General features: G+C 69.5%; 21 protein-coding genes and 1 pseudogene. 4 read left to right on the top strand and 18 right to left on the bottom strand.

The window, feature by feature from the left end:
- The 4 genes and pseudogenes from ABNT58_RS07095 to ABNT58_RS07110 form a co-directional block, all read right to left on the bottom strand.
- Positions 1-211 (bottom strand): annotated as a pseudogene (locus ABNT58_RS07095) (protoheme IX farnesyltransferase); the annotation flags it as partial.
- Positions 208-1,380, bottom strand: coding sequence for a COX15/CtaA family protein (locus ABNT58_RS07100; RefSeq protein WP_348752800.1), 1,173 nt, complete (start codon positions 1,378-1,380; stop codon positions 208-210). The pseudogene ABNT58_RS07095 and the gene ABNT58_RS07100, both read right to left, overlap by 4 nt.
- A gap of 4 nt (positions 1,381-1,384) precedes the next feature.
- Complete coding sequence (locus ABNT58_RS07105; protein ID WP_348752801.1) at positions 1,385-2,110, bottom strand: hypothetical protein; 726 nt, start codon at positions 2,108-2,110, stop codon at positions 1,385-1,387.
- On the bottom strand, positions 2,055-2,786 hold the full coding sequence (locus tag ABNT58_RS07110; protein ID WP_348752802.1) for an SURF1 family protein: 732 nt from the start codon (positions 2,784-2,786) through the stop codon (positions 2,055-2,057). Before ABNT58_RS07110 ends, ABNT58_RS07105 begins: the two co-directional genes overlap by 56 nt.
- Positions 2,787-2,807: 21 nt before the next feature.
- On the opposite strand from ABNT58_RS07110, the gene ABNT58_RS07115 reads away from it, so the two are divergent.
- Positions 2,808-3,029, top strand: coding sequence for a twin transmembrane helix small protein (locus tag ABNT58_RS07115; RefSeq protein ID WP_348752803.1), 222 nt, complete (start codon positions 2,808-2,810; stop codon positions 3,027-3,029).
- A gap of 69 nt (positions 3,030-3,098) precedes the next feature.
- On the opposite strand, the gene ABNT58_RS07120 is transcribed toward ABNT58_RS07115, so the two are convergent.
- The 8 genes from ABNT58_RS07120 to ABNT58_RS07155 form a co-directional block, all read right to left on the bottom strand.
- Entirely contained in the window at positions 3,099-3,983 is an 885-nt protein-coding gene (locus ABNT58_RS07120) for a cytochrome c oxidase subunit 3 (RefSeq protein WP_348752804.1), read from the bottom strand.
- 37 nt (positions 3,984-4,020) lie between these two features.
- Positions 4,021-4,245, bottom strand: a complete 225-nt coding sequence (locus ABNT58_RS07125; protein ID WP_348752805.1) for a DUF2970 domain-containing protein — start codon at positions 4,243-4,245, stop codon at positions 4,021-4,023.
- Entirely contained in the window at positions 4,242-4,841 is a 600-nt protein-coding gene (locus ABNT58_RS07130) for a cytochrome c oxidase assembly protein (protein WP_348752806.1), read from the bottom strand. The genes ABNT58_RS07125 and ABNT58_RS07130 overlap by 4 nt, the downstream gene beginning before the upstream one ends.
- Before the next feature lie 36 nt (positions 4,842-4,877).
- Positions 4,878-5,003, bottom strand: a complete 126-nt coding sequence (locus tag ABNT58_RS07135; RefSeq protein WP_348752807.1) for a cytochrome oxidase small assembly protein — start codon at positions 5,001-5,003, stop codon at positions 4,878-4,880.
- Positions 5,004-5,010: 7 nt separating this feature from the next.
- Entirely contained in the window at positions 5,011-6,633 is a 1,623-nt protein-coding gene (ctaD, locus tag ABNT58_RS07140; RefSeq protein ID WP_348752808.1) for a cytochrome c oxidase subunit I, read from the bottom strand.
- 30 nt (positions 6,634-6,663) lie between these two features.
- Positions 6,664-7,857: a cytochrome c oxidase subunit II gene (coxB, locus tag ABNT58_RS07145; RefSeq protein ID WP_348752809.1), complete on the bottom strand. Its 1,194-nt coding sequence runs from the start codon at positions 7,855-7,857 to the stop codon at positions 6,664-6,666.
- A 2-nt stretch (positions 7,858-7,859) separates the two neighbouring features.
- Positions 7,860-8,444, bottom strand: coding sequence for a DUF2244 domain-containing protein (locus ABNT58_RS07150; RefSeq protein ID WP_348752810.1), 585 nt, complete (start codon positions 8,442-8,444; stop codon positions 7,860-7,862).
- Positions 8,445-8,562: 118 nt separating this feature from the next.
- Positions 8,563-9,522 carry a class I SAM-dependent methyltransferase gene (locus ABNT58_RS07155; protein ID WP_348752811.1) on the bottom strand — a complete coding sequence of 320 codons (960 nt, stop codon included), beginning with the start codon at positions 9,520-9,522 and terminating at the stop codon, positions 8,563-8,565.
- A gap of 23 nt (positions 9,523-9,545) precedes the next feature.
- On the opposite strand from ABNT58_RS07155, the gene ABNT58_RS07160 reads away from it, so the two are divergent.
- Together ABNT58_RS07160 and ABNT58_RS07165 are read left to right on the top strand one after the other, a co-directional pair.
- Positions 9,546-10,301, top strand: a complete 756-nt coding sequence (locus ABNT58_RS07160) for a phosphoribosyltransferase family protein (protein ID WP_348752812.1) — start codon at positions 9,546-9,548, stop codon at positions 10,299-10,301.
- A 57-nt stretch (positions 10,302-10,358) separates the two neighbouring features.
- Positions 10,359-10,829 carry a tRNA (cytidine(34)-2'-O)-methyltransferase gene (locus ABNT58_RS07165; RefSeq protein WP_348752813.1) on the top strand — a complete coding sequence of 157 codons (471 nt, stop codon included), beginning with the start codon at positions 10,359-10,361 and terminating at the stop codon, positions 10,827-10,829.
- Positions 10,830-10,865: 36 nt separating this feature from the next.
- Here the strand turns inward: ABNT58_RS07165 and ABNT58_RS07170 are convergent, their stop codons facing one another.
- The 4 genes from ABNT58_RS07170 to ABNT58_RS07185 all read right to left on the bottom strand — a co-directional run bounded on the left by ABNT58_RS07170 (position 10,866) and on the right by ABNT58_RS07185 (position 13,217).
- The gene (locus tag ABNT58_RS07170; RefSeq protein WP_348752814.1) at positions 10,866-11,876 is read right to left on the bottom strand and encodes an NAD(P)H-dependent glycerol-3-phosphate dehydrogenase; all 1,011 of its coding nucleotides are present in this window, start codon (positions 11,874-11,876) and stop codon (positions 10,866-10,868) included.
- 2 nt (positions 11,877-11,878) lie between these two features.
- Positions 11,879-12,337, bottom strand: a complete 459-nt coding sequence (secB, locus tag ABNT58_RS07175; protein ID WP_348752815.1) for a protein-export chaperone SecB — start codon at positions 12,335-12,337, stop codon at positions 11,879-11,881.
- 104 nt (positions 12,338-12,441) lie between these two features.
- Positions 12,442-12,699, bottom strand: a complete 258-nt coding sequence (grxC, locus tag ABNT58_RS07180) for a glutaredoxin 3 (RefSeq protein ID WP_348752816.1) — start codon at positions 12,697-12,699, stop codon at positions 12,442-12,444.
- A 95-nt stretch (positions 12,700-12,794) separates the two neighbouring features.
- Positions 12,795-13,217 carry a rhodanese-like domain-containing protein gene (locus ABNT58_RS07185; RefSeq protein ID WP_348752817.1) on the bottom strand — a complete coding sequence of 141 codons (423 nt, stop codon included), beginning with the start codon at positions 13,215-13,217 and terminating at the stop codon, positions 12,795-12,797.
- 82 nt (positions 13,218-13,299) lie between these two features.
- On the opposite strand from ABNT58_RS07185, the gene gpmA reads away from it, so the two are divergent.
- Positions 13,300-14,046, top strand: a complete 747-nt coding sequence (gene gpmA, locus ABNT58_RS07190) for a 2,3-diphosphoglycerate-dependent phosphoglycerate mutase (protein ID WP_348752818.1) — start codon at positions 13,300-13,302, stop codon at positions 14,044-14,046.
- Between the two features lie 9 nt (positions 14,047-14,055).
- Here gpmA and ABNT58_RS07195 read toward each other — a convergent pair whose 3' ends face one another.
- Both ABNT58_RS07195 and ABNT58_RS07200 read right to left on the bottom strand, forming a co-directional pair.
- Entirely contained in the window at positions 14,056-14,808 is a 753-nt protein-coding gene (locus ABNT58_RS07195; RefSeq protein ID WP_348752819.1) for a lysophospholipid acyltransferase family protein, read from the bottom strand.
- On the bottom strand, positions 14,805-15,878 hold a 1,074-nt coding region (locus tag ABNT58_RS07200; protein WP_348752820.1), incomplete at its 5' end, for a dihydroorotase. The genes ABNT58_RS07195 and ABNT58_RS07200, both read right to left, overlap by 4 nt.

Genomic DNA, 15,878 nt, shown 5'->3' on the forward strand with positions numbered 1-15,878 from the left:
CCGCCGCCGCGCCCGCCACCAGCCAGATGCCGATGCAGGCCAGCACGGCACGCTGCACGTCGAGCCACGAAGGCGCGCCGGGCACGGCGAGCACCATGCCGATCAGCGCGCAGAAGACGATCAGCTGCACCACACGCGGCTTGGTGAGCGCATAGAACTGCCGCAGCACGCTCGCGCCATGCGCCTGCTGCAGGGGAATCGGGGTGCTCATCGGGGGACCTCCGCGCCGCGCAGGGGGGCGCCAGGTGGAACGGCGGGCTTCGCGCGCGACAGGCGGGCGCCGGCCGCCTGCTCGCGCCGGCTCTCGCACAGCGCCCAGACCAGCACCACCGCGAGCGCAGCGGCACCGCCCGTGTGCAGCAGGGCGGCCGCAAGCGGCCAGCCGAGCAGCACGTTGCCCAGGCCGGTCGCGAGCTGCAGCAGCGCGAGGCCGGCGAGCCAGGCGGCCTGCGGGCGCAGGCTGTCGATGCGGCGCATGCGCCAGGCCAGCAGGCCGAGCGCGACGAACACGAGGTAGGCCATGAGCCGGTGCGCGTAGTGGATCGCGGTGAGCGCCGCGAAATCGAGCGGCACGCCCTCGCCGGTCACGCCGAGGTGGCGCCAGATCTCGAAGCCCTGCGCGAAATTCATCGGCGGCCACCAGCTGTCCTGGCAGGTCGGGAACTGGGTGCAGGCCAGCACCGCGTAGTTGGTGCTGACCCAGCCGCCGAGCGCGATCTGCAGCACGCTGAGCACGGCCACGGCCACCACGCCCCACTGCAGCGCGCGCGACAGGCGCACCGGCCGCGGCACGAAGGCCTCGGCCTGCACCGCCAGCAGCGCCAGCAGCCCCAGGCCGAACAGCAGGTGCAGCGTGACGATGGCCGGGTACAGCTTCATCGTGACCGTGAGCGCGCCGAAGGCGCCCTGCAGGCACACCGCCACCAGCGTGAGCGTGGCCCACCAGGGCGACGGCCCCTGCCCGCGTTCACGCCGGTGGGCCAGCCAGCTCATCGCGGCGATGACGGTGATGAGCACGCCCACCGCCATGGCGAAGTAGCGGTGCACCATCTCCATCCAGGCCTTGCCGTGCGTCACCGGGCCGGTGGGCATCGCAGTTTGCGCGGCGTGGATCTCTTCGCGCGCGCCCAGCGGGCTGGCGCTGCCGTAACAACCCGGCCAGTCGGGGCAGCCCAGGCCGGAATCGGTCAGGCGCGTGGTGGCGCCGATCACGATCAGGTCGAAGGTGAAGAACAGCGTCAGCAGCGTGAGCGCACGCAGCCGCTGCGCCGACGAGCCGCCGCGATGGCGGCTCCAGACCCAGGTCAGCGGGCCTGCGGCCAGCACCACACCCAGCACCGCCAGGTGCAGCACCGGCGACCAATCCACCAAGTCCGTCATGCGTTCACCGTCCCGGCTGGTCCCAGCTGGCCGAGCCGCGCAGCAGCCGGTCCACGTCCTTCTTGAGCTTGGCCGGATCGGGCTCCACCGGCGCGCGCATCATCCAGTTGCCCATGGGGTCGACCACGTACAGGTGCGCGTCCAGCCGCTGGCCGGCCTCGGGCGCCAGCCAGCCGGCCAGCGCCGCCGACGGCACCCGCAGCACGGTGGCGGCGGGCGCGGTGGTCAGCGCGGTCAGCAGCGCGGGCGGCAGCGGCGCTTTCTCGGTGAACAGCACCACCTTGTCGATGCGGTCGCGGTCGCGGCCCATCATCTCGCGCAGCTGGCGCTGCATGAAGAGGCGCCGCTCGCAGCTCTCGTCGCAGGGGCCGTCCACCGCCGCCACCAGCAGCCACTGGCCCTTGAGCGTGCTGGCCGACACCGGCTGGCCCTGCAGATCGGTCAAGGGCAGCGCAGCCGGCAGTTCATGCACCGGGTCGATCAGCGCGGCGTAGTTGGTGCGGCCCTGCGGCCGGATGACGAAGTAGGTGAAGTACGAGGCGATGACCGGCGAGGCGCACACGGCCAGCACCAGCAGCATCTTCAGCCGGCCCACGGCCGTGCGGCGCTGCACATTGGCATCCGCCGCGGCCGCGCCCGGGTCGGGCATGGAATGGACGGTGAAGCTCAGCGGATCACCCGTCACGCCGACCGCCTTGCCGCCAGGGACGGATGAGTTGGAACCAGACATACAAACCCGCGACGAGCGCGCTCAGTGCAAACCATTGAAAGGCGTAACCCTGGTGTCTTGCGACATCGATGGCCGGCTTCGGCCAATCGCGTTCCAGGCCTTCGGAGGCGGCGCCGGTCTGCCAGACCGACAGCGGGCGCAGGCGCAGGCCTGTTTCGCGCGCATAGGCATCAAGATCCAGATTCTGCCGGATGCGTTCCCTGCCAGGCGCCTGGAACTCGTACAACCGGGCCGGTGGCGGGGCCACACGGCCGCTGAGCGTCACCTCGCCGGCCGGCGTCGGCACCTCGGCCACGCGGGCGCGGTCGAGCTGGTCGCGCGGCTGCCAGCCGCGCTGCACCACCACCGCGCTGCCATCGGCCAGCTGCAGCGGCGTGACCACGAAAAAGCCCGGCCGGCCGTTCATCTGCCGGTTGTCCAGGTACACGGTGGCTTGCGGCAGCCAGCGGCCGGTCAGCTGCACCGGGCGGTGGAACTGGCCATCGGCTTCGGCGGCGCTGGTGGCCAGCTCAGCAGTGCCCAGCGGCGCCATCCGGCCGCGCTGGTCGATGCGTTGCTGCAGATCGATCTTCTGCTGCGCGCGGTCCAGTTGCCACAGGCCCAGGCGGAAGGTGAGCGCGGCCATGACCACCGCGGCCACGGTGACGATGACGCGTCGGGCTCGCGGGCTCAGCATCGCCTGCCACAATCCCACGCCATGAAGATCCTCATGGCGGTGGTGCTGCTGGGCATCCTGGCGGCGCTGGGCAGTGCCGGCCTGTTCATGCTGCGCAGGCCCAAGCCCGGGCAGCCGCCGGGCCGTGACAACCGGATGGCCCGTGCGCTGGCAGTGCGCGTCGGGCTGTCGATCGCGCTTTTCCTGTTCATCCTGTTCTCCTACTGGATGGGCTGGATCCAGCCGACGGGCATTCCCAGATGACAAAGAGCGCCTTGCGGCGCTCTTGATCGGGGCCTTGACGGCGCGGCAGGCGGCCGCGGCCGCCCGGGGTCACATCCAGTAGACCACCACGTACAGGCCCAGCCACACCACGTCCACGAAGTGCCAGTACCAGGCGGCACCTTCGAAGCCGAAGTGGCGCTCGGGCGTGAAGTGGCCCTTCATCAGCCGCAGCGTGATGAACAGCAGCATCAGCATGCCCACGAACACGTGGAAGCCGTGGAAGCCGGTGAGCATGAAGAAGGTGGAGCCGAACACGCCGGAGCTGAGCTTGAGGTTCAGCTCTGCATAGGCGTGGTGGTACTCGTAGCCCTGCACGATCAGGAAGGTGACGCCCAGCAGCACCGTGGCCCACATCCATGCGATGGTCTTGGCGCGGTGGCCGGCGATCAGCGCATGGTGGGCGATGGTGAGCGTGACGCCCGAGGTGAGCAGCAGCGCGGTGTTGATCGTGGGCAGCGGCCACGGACCCACGGTGCTGAACGGCTCGACGGTGCCGGCCGGCGAGGCGGTGACGCCCGGCGCCATGCTGGGCCACACGGCCTTGAAGTCGGGCCACAGCAGTGCGTTCTGCAGGCTGCCCAGGTTGGGCACCGAGTGCAGGCGGGCCCAGTACAGCGCACCGAAGAAGGCGCCGAAGAACATCACCTCCGAGAAGATGAACCAGGCCATGCTCCAGCGGTAGGACACGTCGATGCGCGAGCCGTACATGCCGCCTTCGCTCTCGCGGATGGCGTCACCGAACCACTGGAACAGGATGACGGCCCACCACACCAGGCCGAAGAGCAGCGAATACGCGCCCCAGCCATGGCCGTTGACCCACTGGCCCGCGCCCAGGATCACGAAGAACAGGCCGATGGCGGCCATGACCGGATGCCGCGAAGGGCCCGGTACGAAGTAGTAGGGCGTTGCCCCTTGATGTGTCGCTGCCGACATGCTCGCTCTCCTCGAACCTACTATCGTTTTGCAGTGGTCAGGCGGCCACGCCGCTGCCCACCACCCATTTCACCAGCAGAACCAGAACCACCACGAATGCCGCCGCGGCCAGCAGGCCGGCCACGATGACATGCAGCGGATTCAGGCGGTTCACGTCTTTTTCGTATTCGCTGTTCTTGCGCACCCCGAAGAACGACCAGGCCACCGCACGCAGTGCATGCAGGAACGAGCCCTTGCGGCTGGCGGCTTCCTTCAGGCTCACGAGCGCGGCTCCTTCACCGTGACGGCGGCCGCCGCTGCGGCCGACGACTTGCCGGGCACCTCGAAGAAGGTGTACGACAAGGTGATGGTGGTCACGTCCTTGGGCAGCTTGGGGTCGATCACGAATACCACCGGCCAGGTCTTGGACTCACCCGGCTGCAGCGTGTACTCGTTGAAGCAGAAGCACTCCAGCTTGTTGAAGTACGCGGTGGCCTGCTTGGGTGCGTAGCTGGGAATCGCCTGCGCCGCCATCACCCGGTTCTGCACGTTCTTGAAGTCGTACATCACCGTGGCCAGCTCGCCCGGGTGCACCTGCAGCGAGCGCATCGCGGGCTTGAACTCCCAGGGGCCGCGCGCGTTGGCGTCGAACTCGATGGTGATGGTGCGGCTGGTGTCGACCTGCGTGTTGGCCTTGCCCGTGCGGCCGGACGACCCGGCGTTGTACGAGGTGGCCTGCCGCTCGCTCAGCGACAGCACGTTGATGCCGAGCGCCGCGCAGATGTGGCGGTACATCGGCACCAGGCCGTAGCCGAAGCCGAACATCAGGCCGGCGATGACGGCCAGCTTGCCGACCATGCGCAGGTTGTCGCCGCGCACGGTGGGGGTGAGGTCGCGCCGCGGCTCAGCCAATGCTCAGCCCCCGACCAGCCACATGCGCGCCATGAAGCCGAGCGCGAAGATCAGCGCCACCGACGCCAGGATCAGCCCCAGGCGCACATTGGCCTTGCGCTGTTCCTGTTGACGCGTACTTCCGGTCATCGTGTGCTCAACCGACGATGCGGGTGGCCGTGGCGTCGAGCTTGGGCGGGTTCTCGAAGGTGTGGAACGGGGCCGGCGACGGCACTTCCCACTCCAGGCCTTCGGCGCCTTCCCAGGGCTTGGCCGGGGCAGGCTCACCCTTGCCACGCATCATCGGCACCACCACGAACAGGAAGAAGTACACCTGCATCAGGCCGAAACCGAGCGCGCCGATCGACGCGATCATGTTGAAGTCGGCGAACTGCATCGGGTAGTCGGCATAGCGGCGGGGCATGCCGGCCAGACCCAGGAAGTGCATCGGGAAGAAGGTGACGTTGAAGAAGATCAGCGACAGCCAGAAGTGGATTTTGCCGCGGGTCTCGCTGTACATCACGCCGGTCCACTTGGGACCCCAGTAGTACACGCCGGCGAACAGCGCGTACAGCGAGCCGGCCACCAGCACGTAATGGAAGTGCGCCACCACGTAGTAGGTGTCCTGCAGCTGGATGTCCACCGGTGCGGTCGACAGGATCAGGCCGGTGAAGCCGCCCATCGTGAACACGAAGATGAAGCCCACCGCGAACAGCATCGGCGTCTCGAAGGTCATCGAGCCGCGCCACATCGTCGCCACCCAGTTGAAGATCTTCACGCCCGTGGGCACCGCGATCAGCATGGTCGCGTACATGAAGAACAGCTGGCCCGTCACCGGCATGCCGGTGGTGAACATGTGGTGCGCCCAGACGATGAACGACAGGATCGCGATCGAGGCAGTGGCGTACACCATCGAGGTGTAGCCAAACAGGCGCTTGCGGGCGAAGGCCGGGATGATGGCGCTGATGATGCCGAAGGCCGGCAGGATCATGATGTACACCTCGGGGTGCCCGAAGAACCAGAAGATGTGCTGGTACATGATCGGGTCACCGCCGCCGGCGGGGCTGAAGAACGACGTGCCGAAGTGGCGGTCGGTCAGCGTCATCGTGATGGCACCGGCCAGCACGGGCATCACCGCGATCAGCAGGTAGGCGGTGATCAGCCAGGTCCAGCAGAACAGCGGCATCTTCATCAGCGTCATGCCGGGTGCGCGCATGTTCAGCACCGTGACGATGATGTTGATCGAGCCCATGATGGACGACGCGCCCAGGATGTGCATCGCGAAGATGCCGGCATCCATCGACGGGCCCATCTGCAGCGTCAGCGGCGCGTACAGCGTCCAGCCGGCGGCGGGGGCGCCACCGGGCATGAAGAACGACGCCACCAGCATGATGGCCGCGGGGATCATCAGCCAGAAACTGAAGTTGTTCATCCGCGCGAAGGCCATGTCGCTGGCGCCGATCTGCAGCGGGATCATCCAGTTCGCGAAGCCCACGAAGGCCGGCATGATGGCGCCGAACACCATGATCAGGCCGTGCATGGTGGTGAACTGGTTGAACAGTTCAGGGTTGAAGAACTGCAGGCCCGGGCGGAACAGCTCCAGCCGGATCATCAGCGCCAGCACGCCGCCGATCATCAGCATGGTGAAGCTGAACAGCAGGTACAGCGTCCCGATGTCCTTGTGGTTGGTGGCGAACACCCAGCGACGCCATCCGTGCGGATGGTCGTGCGCGTGGTCGTCGTGGCCCGCGTGGCCGTGGTGGTCAAGAACTGCGCTCATGGTGTTTCCTCGTTCGGTAGGCTCAGGCCATCACTTGCCGCGGGCGGCGAGCACTTCCTTGGGCTGAACGATCTGCCCGGTCTTGTTGGTCCAGGCGTTCTTGGTGTAGGTGGCCACGGCCGCCAGCTCGGTGTCCGACAGCTGCTTCCACGACGGCATCGCGCCGTTGTTCTGGCCGTTCAGCAGCACCTGGATCTGCACGTTGTGGTCTTCGGCCAGCACCTTGGGCGAGCCCACCAGCGCCTTGATCGGGCCGGCACCGGTGCCGTCGGGCTTGTGGCAGGCCGCGCAGTTGGCGTTGTAGACCTTCTCGCCGCGGGCAACCAGCTCTTCCAGCTTCCATTCCTTGTTCGGATCGTCGGCAGCGGCGGCGGCTTCCTTGCGCTTGCCTTCCACCCACTTGGAATAGTCTTCCTGCGACAGCACCTTCACGTGGATGGGCATGTACGCGTGTTCCTTGCCGCACAGCTCGGCGCACTGGCCGTAGTAGTCGCCCACCTTCTCGGCGCGGAACCAGGTGTCGCGCACGAAGCCGGGGATCGCGTCCTGCTTGACGCCGAAGGCCGGCACCATGAAGGCGTGGATCACGTCGTTGGCGGTGGTGATCACGCGCACCTTCTTGTCCACCGGCACCACCAGCGGGTTGTCCACCTTCAGCAGGTAGTCGTCCATCGGCGGCGGGTTGCCGCTGTTGGAGGCTTCGCGCTGGGCGGTGTCCAGGGTGGACAGGAAGGCCAGGCCCTCACCTTCGCCCTTGATGTAGTCGTAGCCCCACTTCCACTGGTAGCCGGTGGCCTTGATGGTGAGGTCGGCATTGGTGGTGTCCTTCATCGCCACCACCACCTTAGTGGCCGGCAGCGCCATCAGGATCACGATGACGAAGGGCGCGACCGTCCAGGCCACTTCCACCGCCACGCTTTCGTGGAAGTTGGCGGCCTTGGCGCCGCGCGACTTGCGGTGCTTGAACACCGAATAGAACATCACGCCGAACACCGCGACGAAGATCAGCACGCAGATGATCATCACGAAGTTGTGGAGCCACATCTGCTCGGCGGCGATGCGCGTGACCGGCGGGTGCAGGTTCGTCTGGTTGACCGCCGGGCCGCCCGGCAGGTCCTTGACCTGTGCCCAGGCCGCATGCGTGGCGAGCATCGCAGCGCCTGCCACCGCGGCACCTGCCAGCCGCTGTCCCCATCGGCCGAGGTGCTTGATCGTCGTCTTCATCGTCACTTGAGCTCCATTCCCAGATCGTTCTCGCCGTCGTGCGGCCGTCCCTCGGTCCGCAGCGCGCGCCGCAGCTCCTGGGCCAGCGACCCGCGCAATTCAGGCCTCACATAGCGGCCCACACGCACACGGCGGCCCTGGCCCGACAACTCGAGCAGCGACCCTTCTCCGTGCACCGGTTCGACGCGCACCCACGCCGACCGAAAATCCATCCGTTCCACGCTGCTGCCGCAGCGCGTTTCAACGCTCAGCGCATCGCCCTGCAGGGTGATCGTCTCGCGGTCGGCGACATGGCGGGCATGCACCAGCAGGGCAATGCCGAACACCAGGAGTTCCAGTCCGGCAAAACCCAACACCATACCCGCTCCGAGCCACATGAAGCCAGTGGCCACGACCAGGGAAACCACGCATACCGACAGGTACGCAATCAGCATCTGCCGCGGCGTGAGCGAGCAATTGCGCCGCAACACCCACTGCAGCGCCTGCGCGCCTTCGATCTCCAACGCCTGCCCCCAACGCCACGGCGCGCGCCCAGCCGCCGTGAGCTGCGAGGCCGACCAGGAGCTGTGAGCGAAGGTGGCTGACATGGCGAATGCTTGCAAGGGGCTGGCAATACGGCGTGCCAGCGTGGCGTACTTCAGGGATTGACGTCCGCACACGAAAGGCCGCGGGATTCTAGCGGCTTCGTGAAGCAATGTGAGGCTGTCAGGGGGATGTGTCAGGCCCGTGTTTCCTGGTGGGTCTGCCCCCTGCGCGCACCATGCTACGCATATCGTCCAGCGACACCGCGGTTTGAGCCGCCACCACCGGCCGCGGCGGCGGGTTGAAGGCATGGCCATAGACCACTTCGAAGCGCATCGCGATGCGGCCATCGGCACCCGCGCGGGCGGCCAGCGCCCGCAGCAGACGCTGGCGCCAGCGCGGCGTGCGCAGGCCCGGCCAGCGGGCCGGATCGGCATTGCCGCCCAGCTGGCGCAGCTCGGCCAGCAGCGCCTCGGGCGTGGCCCAGGTGAGCGTGATCTGCTCCTGGTCCATCACCGGGTCGGCAAAGCCGGCATGCACCAGCATGTCGCCGATGTCGTGCATGTCCACCAGCGGCGCACCGGGGCTGCCGGCGCCCAGCTCGGCATACAGCGCATGCAGCTCGCGCAGCGTGCCCGGCCCCAGCGTGGAAAACATCAGGAAGCCATCGACCGCCAGCGCGCGGCGCCACTGGGCCAGCAGCTGCGGCGGATCGACCGCGGCATGCAACACCATGTTGGCCCACAGCAGCCCGCCGGCCGCGGGGGGCACGTCGGCGGCCAGCAGCGTGCTGGCGCCGGGGCCAGTCCAGCGGCGGGCGCTCCACCAGGGCGCGGCCTGGGCCTGGCTGCTGCGGGCCAGCAGGGCCGGCGTGGGCTCCACCAGCAGCTGGCGGGCCTTGGGGTAGGCCTGGCGCAGCAGTGCATCACTGGCGCCGGCGTGCGCCCACCACTGCAGCACCGTCTCCGGCTGGCTGCGGATGACGGGCAGCCGCTCGGCCATGCGCCGGGCCACCTCGGCATGCAGCCAGGGGGCTTCGGGGGCGGCAGCCCAGCGGGCCAGCGCGCGCTGCACGGCGGCGGCGTCCAGGTCGCGGGCGGTGGAGGCGGCCGGCGGGGCCTGATGCGGCAGGGCTTGGGACATGGGCCGGTCAGTATATTGAGGCGATGAAGCCCTCCTCGGCCACACGCCCTGCCCCGCCGCCGGCGCGGCGCTGGCCCACGCTGTGCGTGGTGTGCCACGGCTGGGCGCGTGCGCGGGTGTGCGCCGACTGCAGCGCCCGTTTTGCGCCTGAGCAGCCGCGCTGCGGCCGCTGTGCGCTGCGCGTGCCCACCGGCGTGCACACCTGCGCCGACTGCAGCGCGCAGCCGCCGCCCTTTGCGCGCACGGTGGTGGTGGCCGACTACGGCTTTCCCTGGGCCGGCGTGGTGGGCCGCTTCAAGTACCGCGAAGGCCTGGACCTGGCGGGCGCGCTGGCCGAGCTGATGGCGCGCGCGGTGCTGGCCGATGCGGCGGGCGGGGCGACCGCTGGGGCGGCCGTGCCTGCGCCGACGCTGGTGCTGCCGATGCCGCTGACCGCTGCGCGCCTGGCCGAGCGGGGCTTCAACCAGTCGGCCCAGCTGGCGCACCGGCTGGCGCGGCGCCTGGCGCTGCCTTTTGCGGAAGGCCTGCTGCAGCGCGTGGCCGACGGCGGCCACCAGGCCGGCCTGGGCAAGGCCGCGCGGCAGCAGGCGGTGCAGGGCTGCTTTCACGTACCGCCCGAGCGCAGCCACCCGTTGCGCGACCGGCATCTGGTGCTGGTGGACGACGTGGTGACGACCGGGGCCACCGCGGCCGAGGCCACGCGCACGCTGCTGGCGGCTGGGGCGGCGTCTGTCCACGTCTGGGCCTTCGCACGCACGCCTCCGCCTTCTGACTCGTGAGATGGAGCACCCGGCGCCGGCTGGCGGGGGCACCCGGTGCGCGGGGACAATGGGGGCATGTTCCGCATCGTCCTCGTCGAGCCGCAGATTCCGCCCAACACGGGCAACGTCATCCGCCTGGCGGCCAACACCGGCTGCGAGCTGCACCTGGTGGAGCCGCTGGGTTTTTCCATGGAGGACAAGCTGCTGCAGCGCGCCGGCCTGGACTACCACGAGTACGCCGACGTGCGGCGCCATGCCAGCTGGGCGGCCTTCGTCGCCGCGCAACAGCCCGACCCGGCGCGCTGCTTCGCCTTCACCACCCATGGCAGCCGGCCGATCGGCGACGTGGCCTGGCAGCCCGGCGACTGGCTGGTGTTCGGCAGCGAGACCGCCGGCCTGGCACCCGCGCTGCGCGAGAGCTTTGCGCCGGCCCAGCGGGTGCGCCTGCCGATGCGGCCCGGCCAGCGCAGCCTCAACCTGAGCAATGCGGTGGCCGTGGCCGTGTTCGAGGCCTGGCGGCAAAACGGCTACTCGGGCGGCGGTTGAGCACCCTCGCGCCGTGGGCCTGATCGGCCCGGCCGGTCAGAGCACCTGCTCGGCCTTCGCGTCGCGCGCCATCAGCCGCGCCACCGCCTGCGGCGGCGTGAGTTGCCCTTCCAGCACCGCCACCACGGCTTGCGAGATGGGCATGTCCACGCCCAGCTCGGCCGCGCGCCGGCACACGGTGCGGGCGCTGTAAACGCCTTCGGCCACATGGCCCAGTTCGGCCAGGATGCGCTCCAGCGGCAGGCCCTCGGCCAGCCGCAGGCCCACCTTGCGGTTGCGCGACAGGTGGCCGGTGGCGGTGAGCACCAGGTCGCCCAGGCCCGACAGGCCCATGAAGGTGTCGGGCCGCGCGCCCAGGGCCACACCCAGCCGCGTCATCTCGGCCAGCCCCCGCGTGACCAAGGCGGCGCGGGCATTGAGGCCCGGCGCGCCGGCCGCGCCCGATTGCGCCAGCCCGTCGCACAGGCCGGTGGCGATGGCCAGCACGTTCTTCACCGCGCCGCCCACTTCCACCCCCACCGGATCGGCCGAGGTGTAGACGCGCAGCGATTCGCTGTGGAAGGCCTGCACCATGGCCTCGCTCAAGGCGGCGTCCAGGCTGGCGGCCACCAGGGCCGTGGGTTGGCCGCGGGCCACCTCTTCGGCAAAGCTGGGGCCGGACAGCACGCCCGAAGGCGCGCCCGGCCGCAGCGCCTGCGCCACTTCATGGCCCAGCAGGCCGGTGTCGGCCTCGAAGCCCTTGCACAGCCACAGCACCCGCGCCTGCGGCGGCACCTGCTGCAGCATGCTGCGCAGGCTGGCCATCGGCGTGGCGATGACGACCAGTCCCTCATCGCCCACCGCCGACAGGCAGCGGCCGAGATCGGCCTCGAAGCCCAGGCTGGCGGGCAGTTCGATGCCCGGCAGGTAACGCTGGTTGCGCCGGCTGGCCGCCACCTCGGCCAGCTGGGCCGCATCACGGCCCCACAGCAGCACACGGTGGCGCAGCGAAGCCTGCGCCGCCAGGGCCGTGCCCCAGGCGCCCGCGCCCAGCACGGCGATGCGCATGATCAGTTCAGGCTGGTGCCATTGGCAGCGGCTTGCTGCTGCTGGGCTTCAAACATGGCCTGGAAGTTGACTTCCGACAGCACCACCGGCGGGAAGCCGGCGCGGGTGCACACGTCGGAGACGATGGCACGCAGGTACGGGTACACCATGCCCGGGCAGGCGATGCCGATGATGGCCTGCATCTGGTCTTGCGGCAGGTTGCGGATCTCGAAGATGCCGGCCTGCTTGGCCTCGATCAGGAACAGCGTCTTGTCGCCGATCTTGGTGGTGACGGTGGCGGTGACGCACACCTCGAACACGCCTTCGGCGATGGGTTCGGCCGACACGCCCAGGTTGATGTCGACCTGGGGCTGCACCTGCTGCTCGCGCAGGATCTGCGGCGAGTTAGGTTGCTCCAGCGACAGGTCCTTCAGGTACATGCGCTGAATCTGGAACACGGGGGTCAGTTCTTGCTCGGCCATGGTGAGTTCATCCAAGAAATCAAAAACCCGCAGGCTGCGGGCTTGATCAAGGATTATGGCGTGCGTCCATGACGGCCCCCGGGCAGGCCGCCCCGGGGTAAACCTCAGGCGCCCAACAGCGGCACCAGGCCGCCCGCGCGGTCGAGCGCGATCAGGTCGTCGCAGCCGCCCACGTGCTTGTCGCCGATGAAGATCTGCGGCACGGTGCGCCGGCCGGTCAGCTCGATCATGGTGTCGCGCTCGGCCGGCTGCAGATCGATGCGGATCTCGTCGATCTCCTTGACGCCGCGCTGGGCCAGCAGCTGCTTGGCGCGGATGCAGTAAGGGCAGACCTGGGTGGTGTACATGCGGACGGTGTTCATGACGCAATTGTCATGAAAGCGCCCGGCCTGTGAACCGGGCCGCCCGTCAAAGCCTCATGCGGCGCGCAGGAATCGCGGGCAAGGCCGGCGTTTGCTCAGGCTGATTTCTCGACCGGCAGGCTGGCTTCACGCCAGGCGGCCAGGCCGCCGGCCACGGTGCGCACGTCGGTGTAGCCGGCCTTGCGCAGCATGCCCGCGGCGCGGTTGACGTTGACGCCCGCGCTGCCGATGACCAGCAGCGGCAGCGCCTTGTTGGTGGGCAGGCCCTTGGGGGCCGATTCGATCGTGCTCATGGGCACGTTGCGGGCGCCGGTGGCGTGGCCGGCGGCATAGGCCGCGGCTTCGCTCACGTCCACCAGCGTGGCCTTCTCACGGTTGATGAGGCGCACCGCCTCACCGGTGTTCACCGACCCGGCGCCGCCACCGGCCGCAGCCTGCTTGAGCGAGGGCAGCAGCAACAGGCCGCCGGAGACGAGGGCGACGAGCACGAGGTACCAATTGGCGATCAGGAATTGCACGGGTGGGCCAGCAGGGAGCGAAAGACGCGAATTATAGAATTCGGGCCTTCCCTCGCTCTGCCCCACCGGGCCCGACCACGCCATGTACAAGCTCGTGCTGATTCGCCACGGCGAATCGACCTGGAACCTCGAGAACCGCTTCACCGGCTGGACCGACGTTCCGCTGACCGCCACCGGCGTGGCCCAGGCCCAGCAAGCCGGCGACGTGCTGCGCGAGGCGGGTTATGAGTTCGACGTGGCCTACACCTCGGTGCTCCAGCGCGCCATCTGGACGCTGTGGCACTGCCTGGACCGCATGGAGCGCACCTGGCTGCCGGTGGTCAAGGACTGGCGCCTGAACGAGCGCCACTACGGCGGCCTGCAAGGCCTGAACAAGGCTGAGACGGCCAAGCAATACGGCGACGACCAGGTGCTGGTCTGGCGCCGCAGCTATGACACGCCGCCGCCGCCGCTGGACGCTGGCGACGCCCGCAGCGAACGCGGCGACCTGCGCTACGCCAAGCTCGATCCGGCCCAGGTGCCGCTGACCGAATGCCTGAAGGACACCGTGGCCCGGGTGCTGCCGCTGTGGCACGAGACGCTGGCTCCGGCCATCAAGGGCGGCCAGCGCATCGTGGTGGCCGCGCACGGCAACAGCATCCGCGCGCTGGTGAAGTACCTGGACAACATCAGCGACGACGACATCGTCGGCCTGAACATCCCCAACGGCATTCCGCTGGTGTACGAGCTGGACGCCGACCTGAAGCCGATCAAGCACTACTACCTGGGTGATGCCGAGGCGGCTGCAAAGGCTGCGGCTGCGGTGGCAGCCCAAGGCAAGAAGAGCTGATCCAGCGCCTTACAGGTCGAGCAGCCCTTGCTCGACCTGCTGCTGCAGCACCTGCGCCAGCGCCCGCCGATCGGCATGCGCGCTGGCCTGGGCCGGCAGCCAGCGCACCCGCACCGTGAGGTCGCGGGCGCTGACGATGTTCCACAGGCTCTGCAGCAAGGTGGTGTTGCCGATGAACTCGGCCGCCGGGCTCACCGCATGCTGCGGGTCGGCATAGCGCAGCACCGCCGGCTGGATGGGCACGCCATGCGCAATCGCGGCCTGCAGCAGGTTGGCATGGAAGGGCAGCACGCCCTGCCCGTCGGACGTGGTGCCTTCGGGAAACACCGCCACGCAATCGCCCTGCGCCAGCGCCTGCGCCATCTGGTGCACCACGCGCAATGCATCGCGCTTGCTGGCCCGCTCGATGAACAGCGTGCCCACGCTGCGCACCAGCCAGCCCACCACCGGCCAGGCCAGCACGTCGGCCTTGGAGACGAAGCGCGCCTGCGGGCAGCTGGCATGCAGCGCCGCGATGTCGAGCCACGACACGTGGTTGGACACCACCAGCGCGGCGCCCGGCCGTGGGTGGCCCTCCACCACCAGGCGCACGCCCAGCGCGCTCAACACGCCGGCCGACCAGCGCTGGATCTCGCGCTGGCGGCCGGCGGCATCGAGCCCGGCGAAGCGCAGCCGCACGATGAGCAGGCCCTTGGCCAACTGCAGCAGCGCCCGCAGCAGCCGCCAGGCGGCGCGCGGCGCACTCACACGCGGAAAGCTCAAGCCGCGGCTGCCGTGTCTTCGTAGGCCACCGTGCCGGCCACCAGCGTGGCCTTGACGCGGCCCGGCAGCGTGAAGCCGGTGTGCTCGGGCGCAAACGGCGTGTGCTTGCCCTGGCTCTTGAGGGCCGAAGGCAGCGCCTGCCAGTGCTCGTCGGGGTCGAACACGCAGACATCCGCCACACCGCCTTCCACCAGGCGGCCGGCGCTGGCGGCCAGCGAGCCCAGCGAGGTGCCCAGCGCCCGCACCGGCTCGCTGGTGATGGCGGCCAGCGCCCGCACCAGGCCGGCGCCGCTGTCCTGGCCCCACTTCAGCGCCAGCGGCAGCAGCAGTTCCAGCCCGGTGGCGCCGGGCGTGGCCTCGGCGAAGGGCAGGGTCTTCTCGTCGGTGCTCACCGGGTTGTGGTCGCTGACCAGCGCGTCCAGCGTGCCGTCGGCCAGGCCGGCGCGCAGTGCGTCGCGGTCGCGGCCCTGGCGCAGCGGCGGCGTCACCCGCATCGCGGAATTGAAGTAACCGATGTCGACATCGGTCAGGTGCAGCGAATTGATGCTGACGTCGGCCGTGACCGGCAGGCCCTCGGCCTTGGCGGCACGCAGCAGCGCCACCCCGGCGGCGCTGGAGATGCGGCACAGGTGCACCCGCGCGCCGGTGGCCCGCACCAGCTCGAACAGCGTGTGCAGCGCGATGGTCTCGGCCATCACCGGCACGCCCGACAGGCCCAGCCGCGTGGCCACGGCGCCGCTGGCCGCCACGCCCTTGCCCAGCCAGGCATCCTGCGGGCGCAGCCACACGGTGTAGCCGTAGGTGGCGGCATACAGCAGCGCGCGCTGCATCACCAACGTGTCGGCAATCGGCACCTCGGCCTGCGAGAAGCCGACGCAGCCGGCTTCGGTCAGCTCGGCCATCTCGGTGAGGATGTCGCCCTTGAGGCCGCGGGTGAGCGCGCCCAGCGGAAACAGCCGGCAGCGGCTCAGCTTGCGGGCGCGGAACTTCAGCATCTCCACCAGGCCGGGTTCGTCGAGCGCGGGGTCGGTGTCGGGCGGGCACACCAGGCTGGTGACGCCGCCGGCCGC

This window comes from uncultured Aquincola sp. (genome assembly GCF_964001545.1).
GTDB lineage: Bacteria > Pseudomonadota > Gammaproteobacteria > Burkholderiales > Burkholderiaceae_C > Aquincola.

Bases quoted from the DNA above. Each gene is read 5' to 3' on its own strand.
- ABNT58_RS07100 (WP_348752800.1), bottom strand. From the start codon at position 1,380: ATGACGGACTTGGTGGATTGGTCGCCGGTGCTGCACCTGGCGGTGCTG.
- ABNT58_RS07105 (WP_348752801.1), bottom strand. From the start codon at position 2,110: ATGTCTGGTTCCAACTCATCCGTCCCTGGCGGCAAGGCGGTCGGCGTG.
- ABNT58_RS07110 (WP_348752802.1), bottom strand. From the start codon at position 2,786: ATGCTGAGCCCGCGAGCCCGACGCGTCATCGTCACCGTGGCCGCGGTG.
- ABNT58_RS07115 (WP_348752803.1), top strand. From the start codon at position 2,808: ATGAAGATCCTCATGGCGGTGGTGCTGCTGGGCATCCTGGCGGCGCTG.
- ABNT58_RS07120 (WP_348752804.1), bottom strand. From the start codon at position 3,983: ATGTCGGCAGCGACACATCAAGGGGCAACGCCCTACTACTTCGTACCG.
- ABNT58_RS07135 (WP_348752807.1), bottom strand. From the start codon at position 5,003: ATGACCGGAAGTACGCGTCAACAGGAACAGCGCAAGGCCAATGTGCGC.
- ctaD (WP_348752808.1), bottom strand. From the start codon at position 6,633: ATGAGCGCAGTTCTTGACCACCACGGCCACGCGGGCCACGACGACCAC.
- coxB (WP_348752809.1), bottom strand. From the start codon at position 7,857: ATGAAGACGACGATCAAGCACCTCGGCCGATGGGGACAGCGGCTGGCA.
- ABNT58_RS07150 (WP_348752810.1), bottom strand. From the start codon at position 8,444: ATGTCAGCCACCTTCGCTCACAGCTCCTGGTCGGCCTCGCAGCTCACG.
- ABNT58_RS07155 (WP_348752811.1), bottom strand. From the start codon at position 9,522: ATGTCCCAAGCCCTGCCGCATCAGGCCCCGCCGGCCGCCTCCACCGCC.
- ABNT58_RS07160 (WP_348752812.1), top strand. From the start codon at position 9,546: ATGAAGCCCTCCTCGGCCACACGCCCTGCCCCGCCGCCGGCGCGGCGC.
- ABNT58_RS07165 (WP_348752813.1), top strand. From the start codon at position 10,359: ATGTTCCGCATCGTCCTCGTCGAGCCGCAGATTCCGCCCAACACGGGC.
- ABNT58_RS07170 (WP_348752814.1), bottom strand. From the start codon at position 11,876: ATGCGCATCGCCGTGCTGGGCGCGGGCGCCTGGGGCACGGCCCTGGCG.
- secB (WP_348752815.1), bottom strand. From the start codon at position 12,337: ATGGCCGAGCAAGAACTGACCCCCGTGTTCCAGATTCAGCGCATGTAC.
- grxC (WP_348752816.1), bottom strand. From the start codon at position 12,699: ATGAACACCGTCCGCATGTACACCACCCAGGTCTGCCCTTACTGCATC.
- gpmA (WP_348752818.1), top strand. From the start codon at position 13,300: ATGTACAAGCTCGTGCTGATTCGCCACGGCGAATCGACCTGGAACCTC.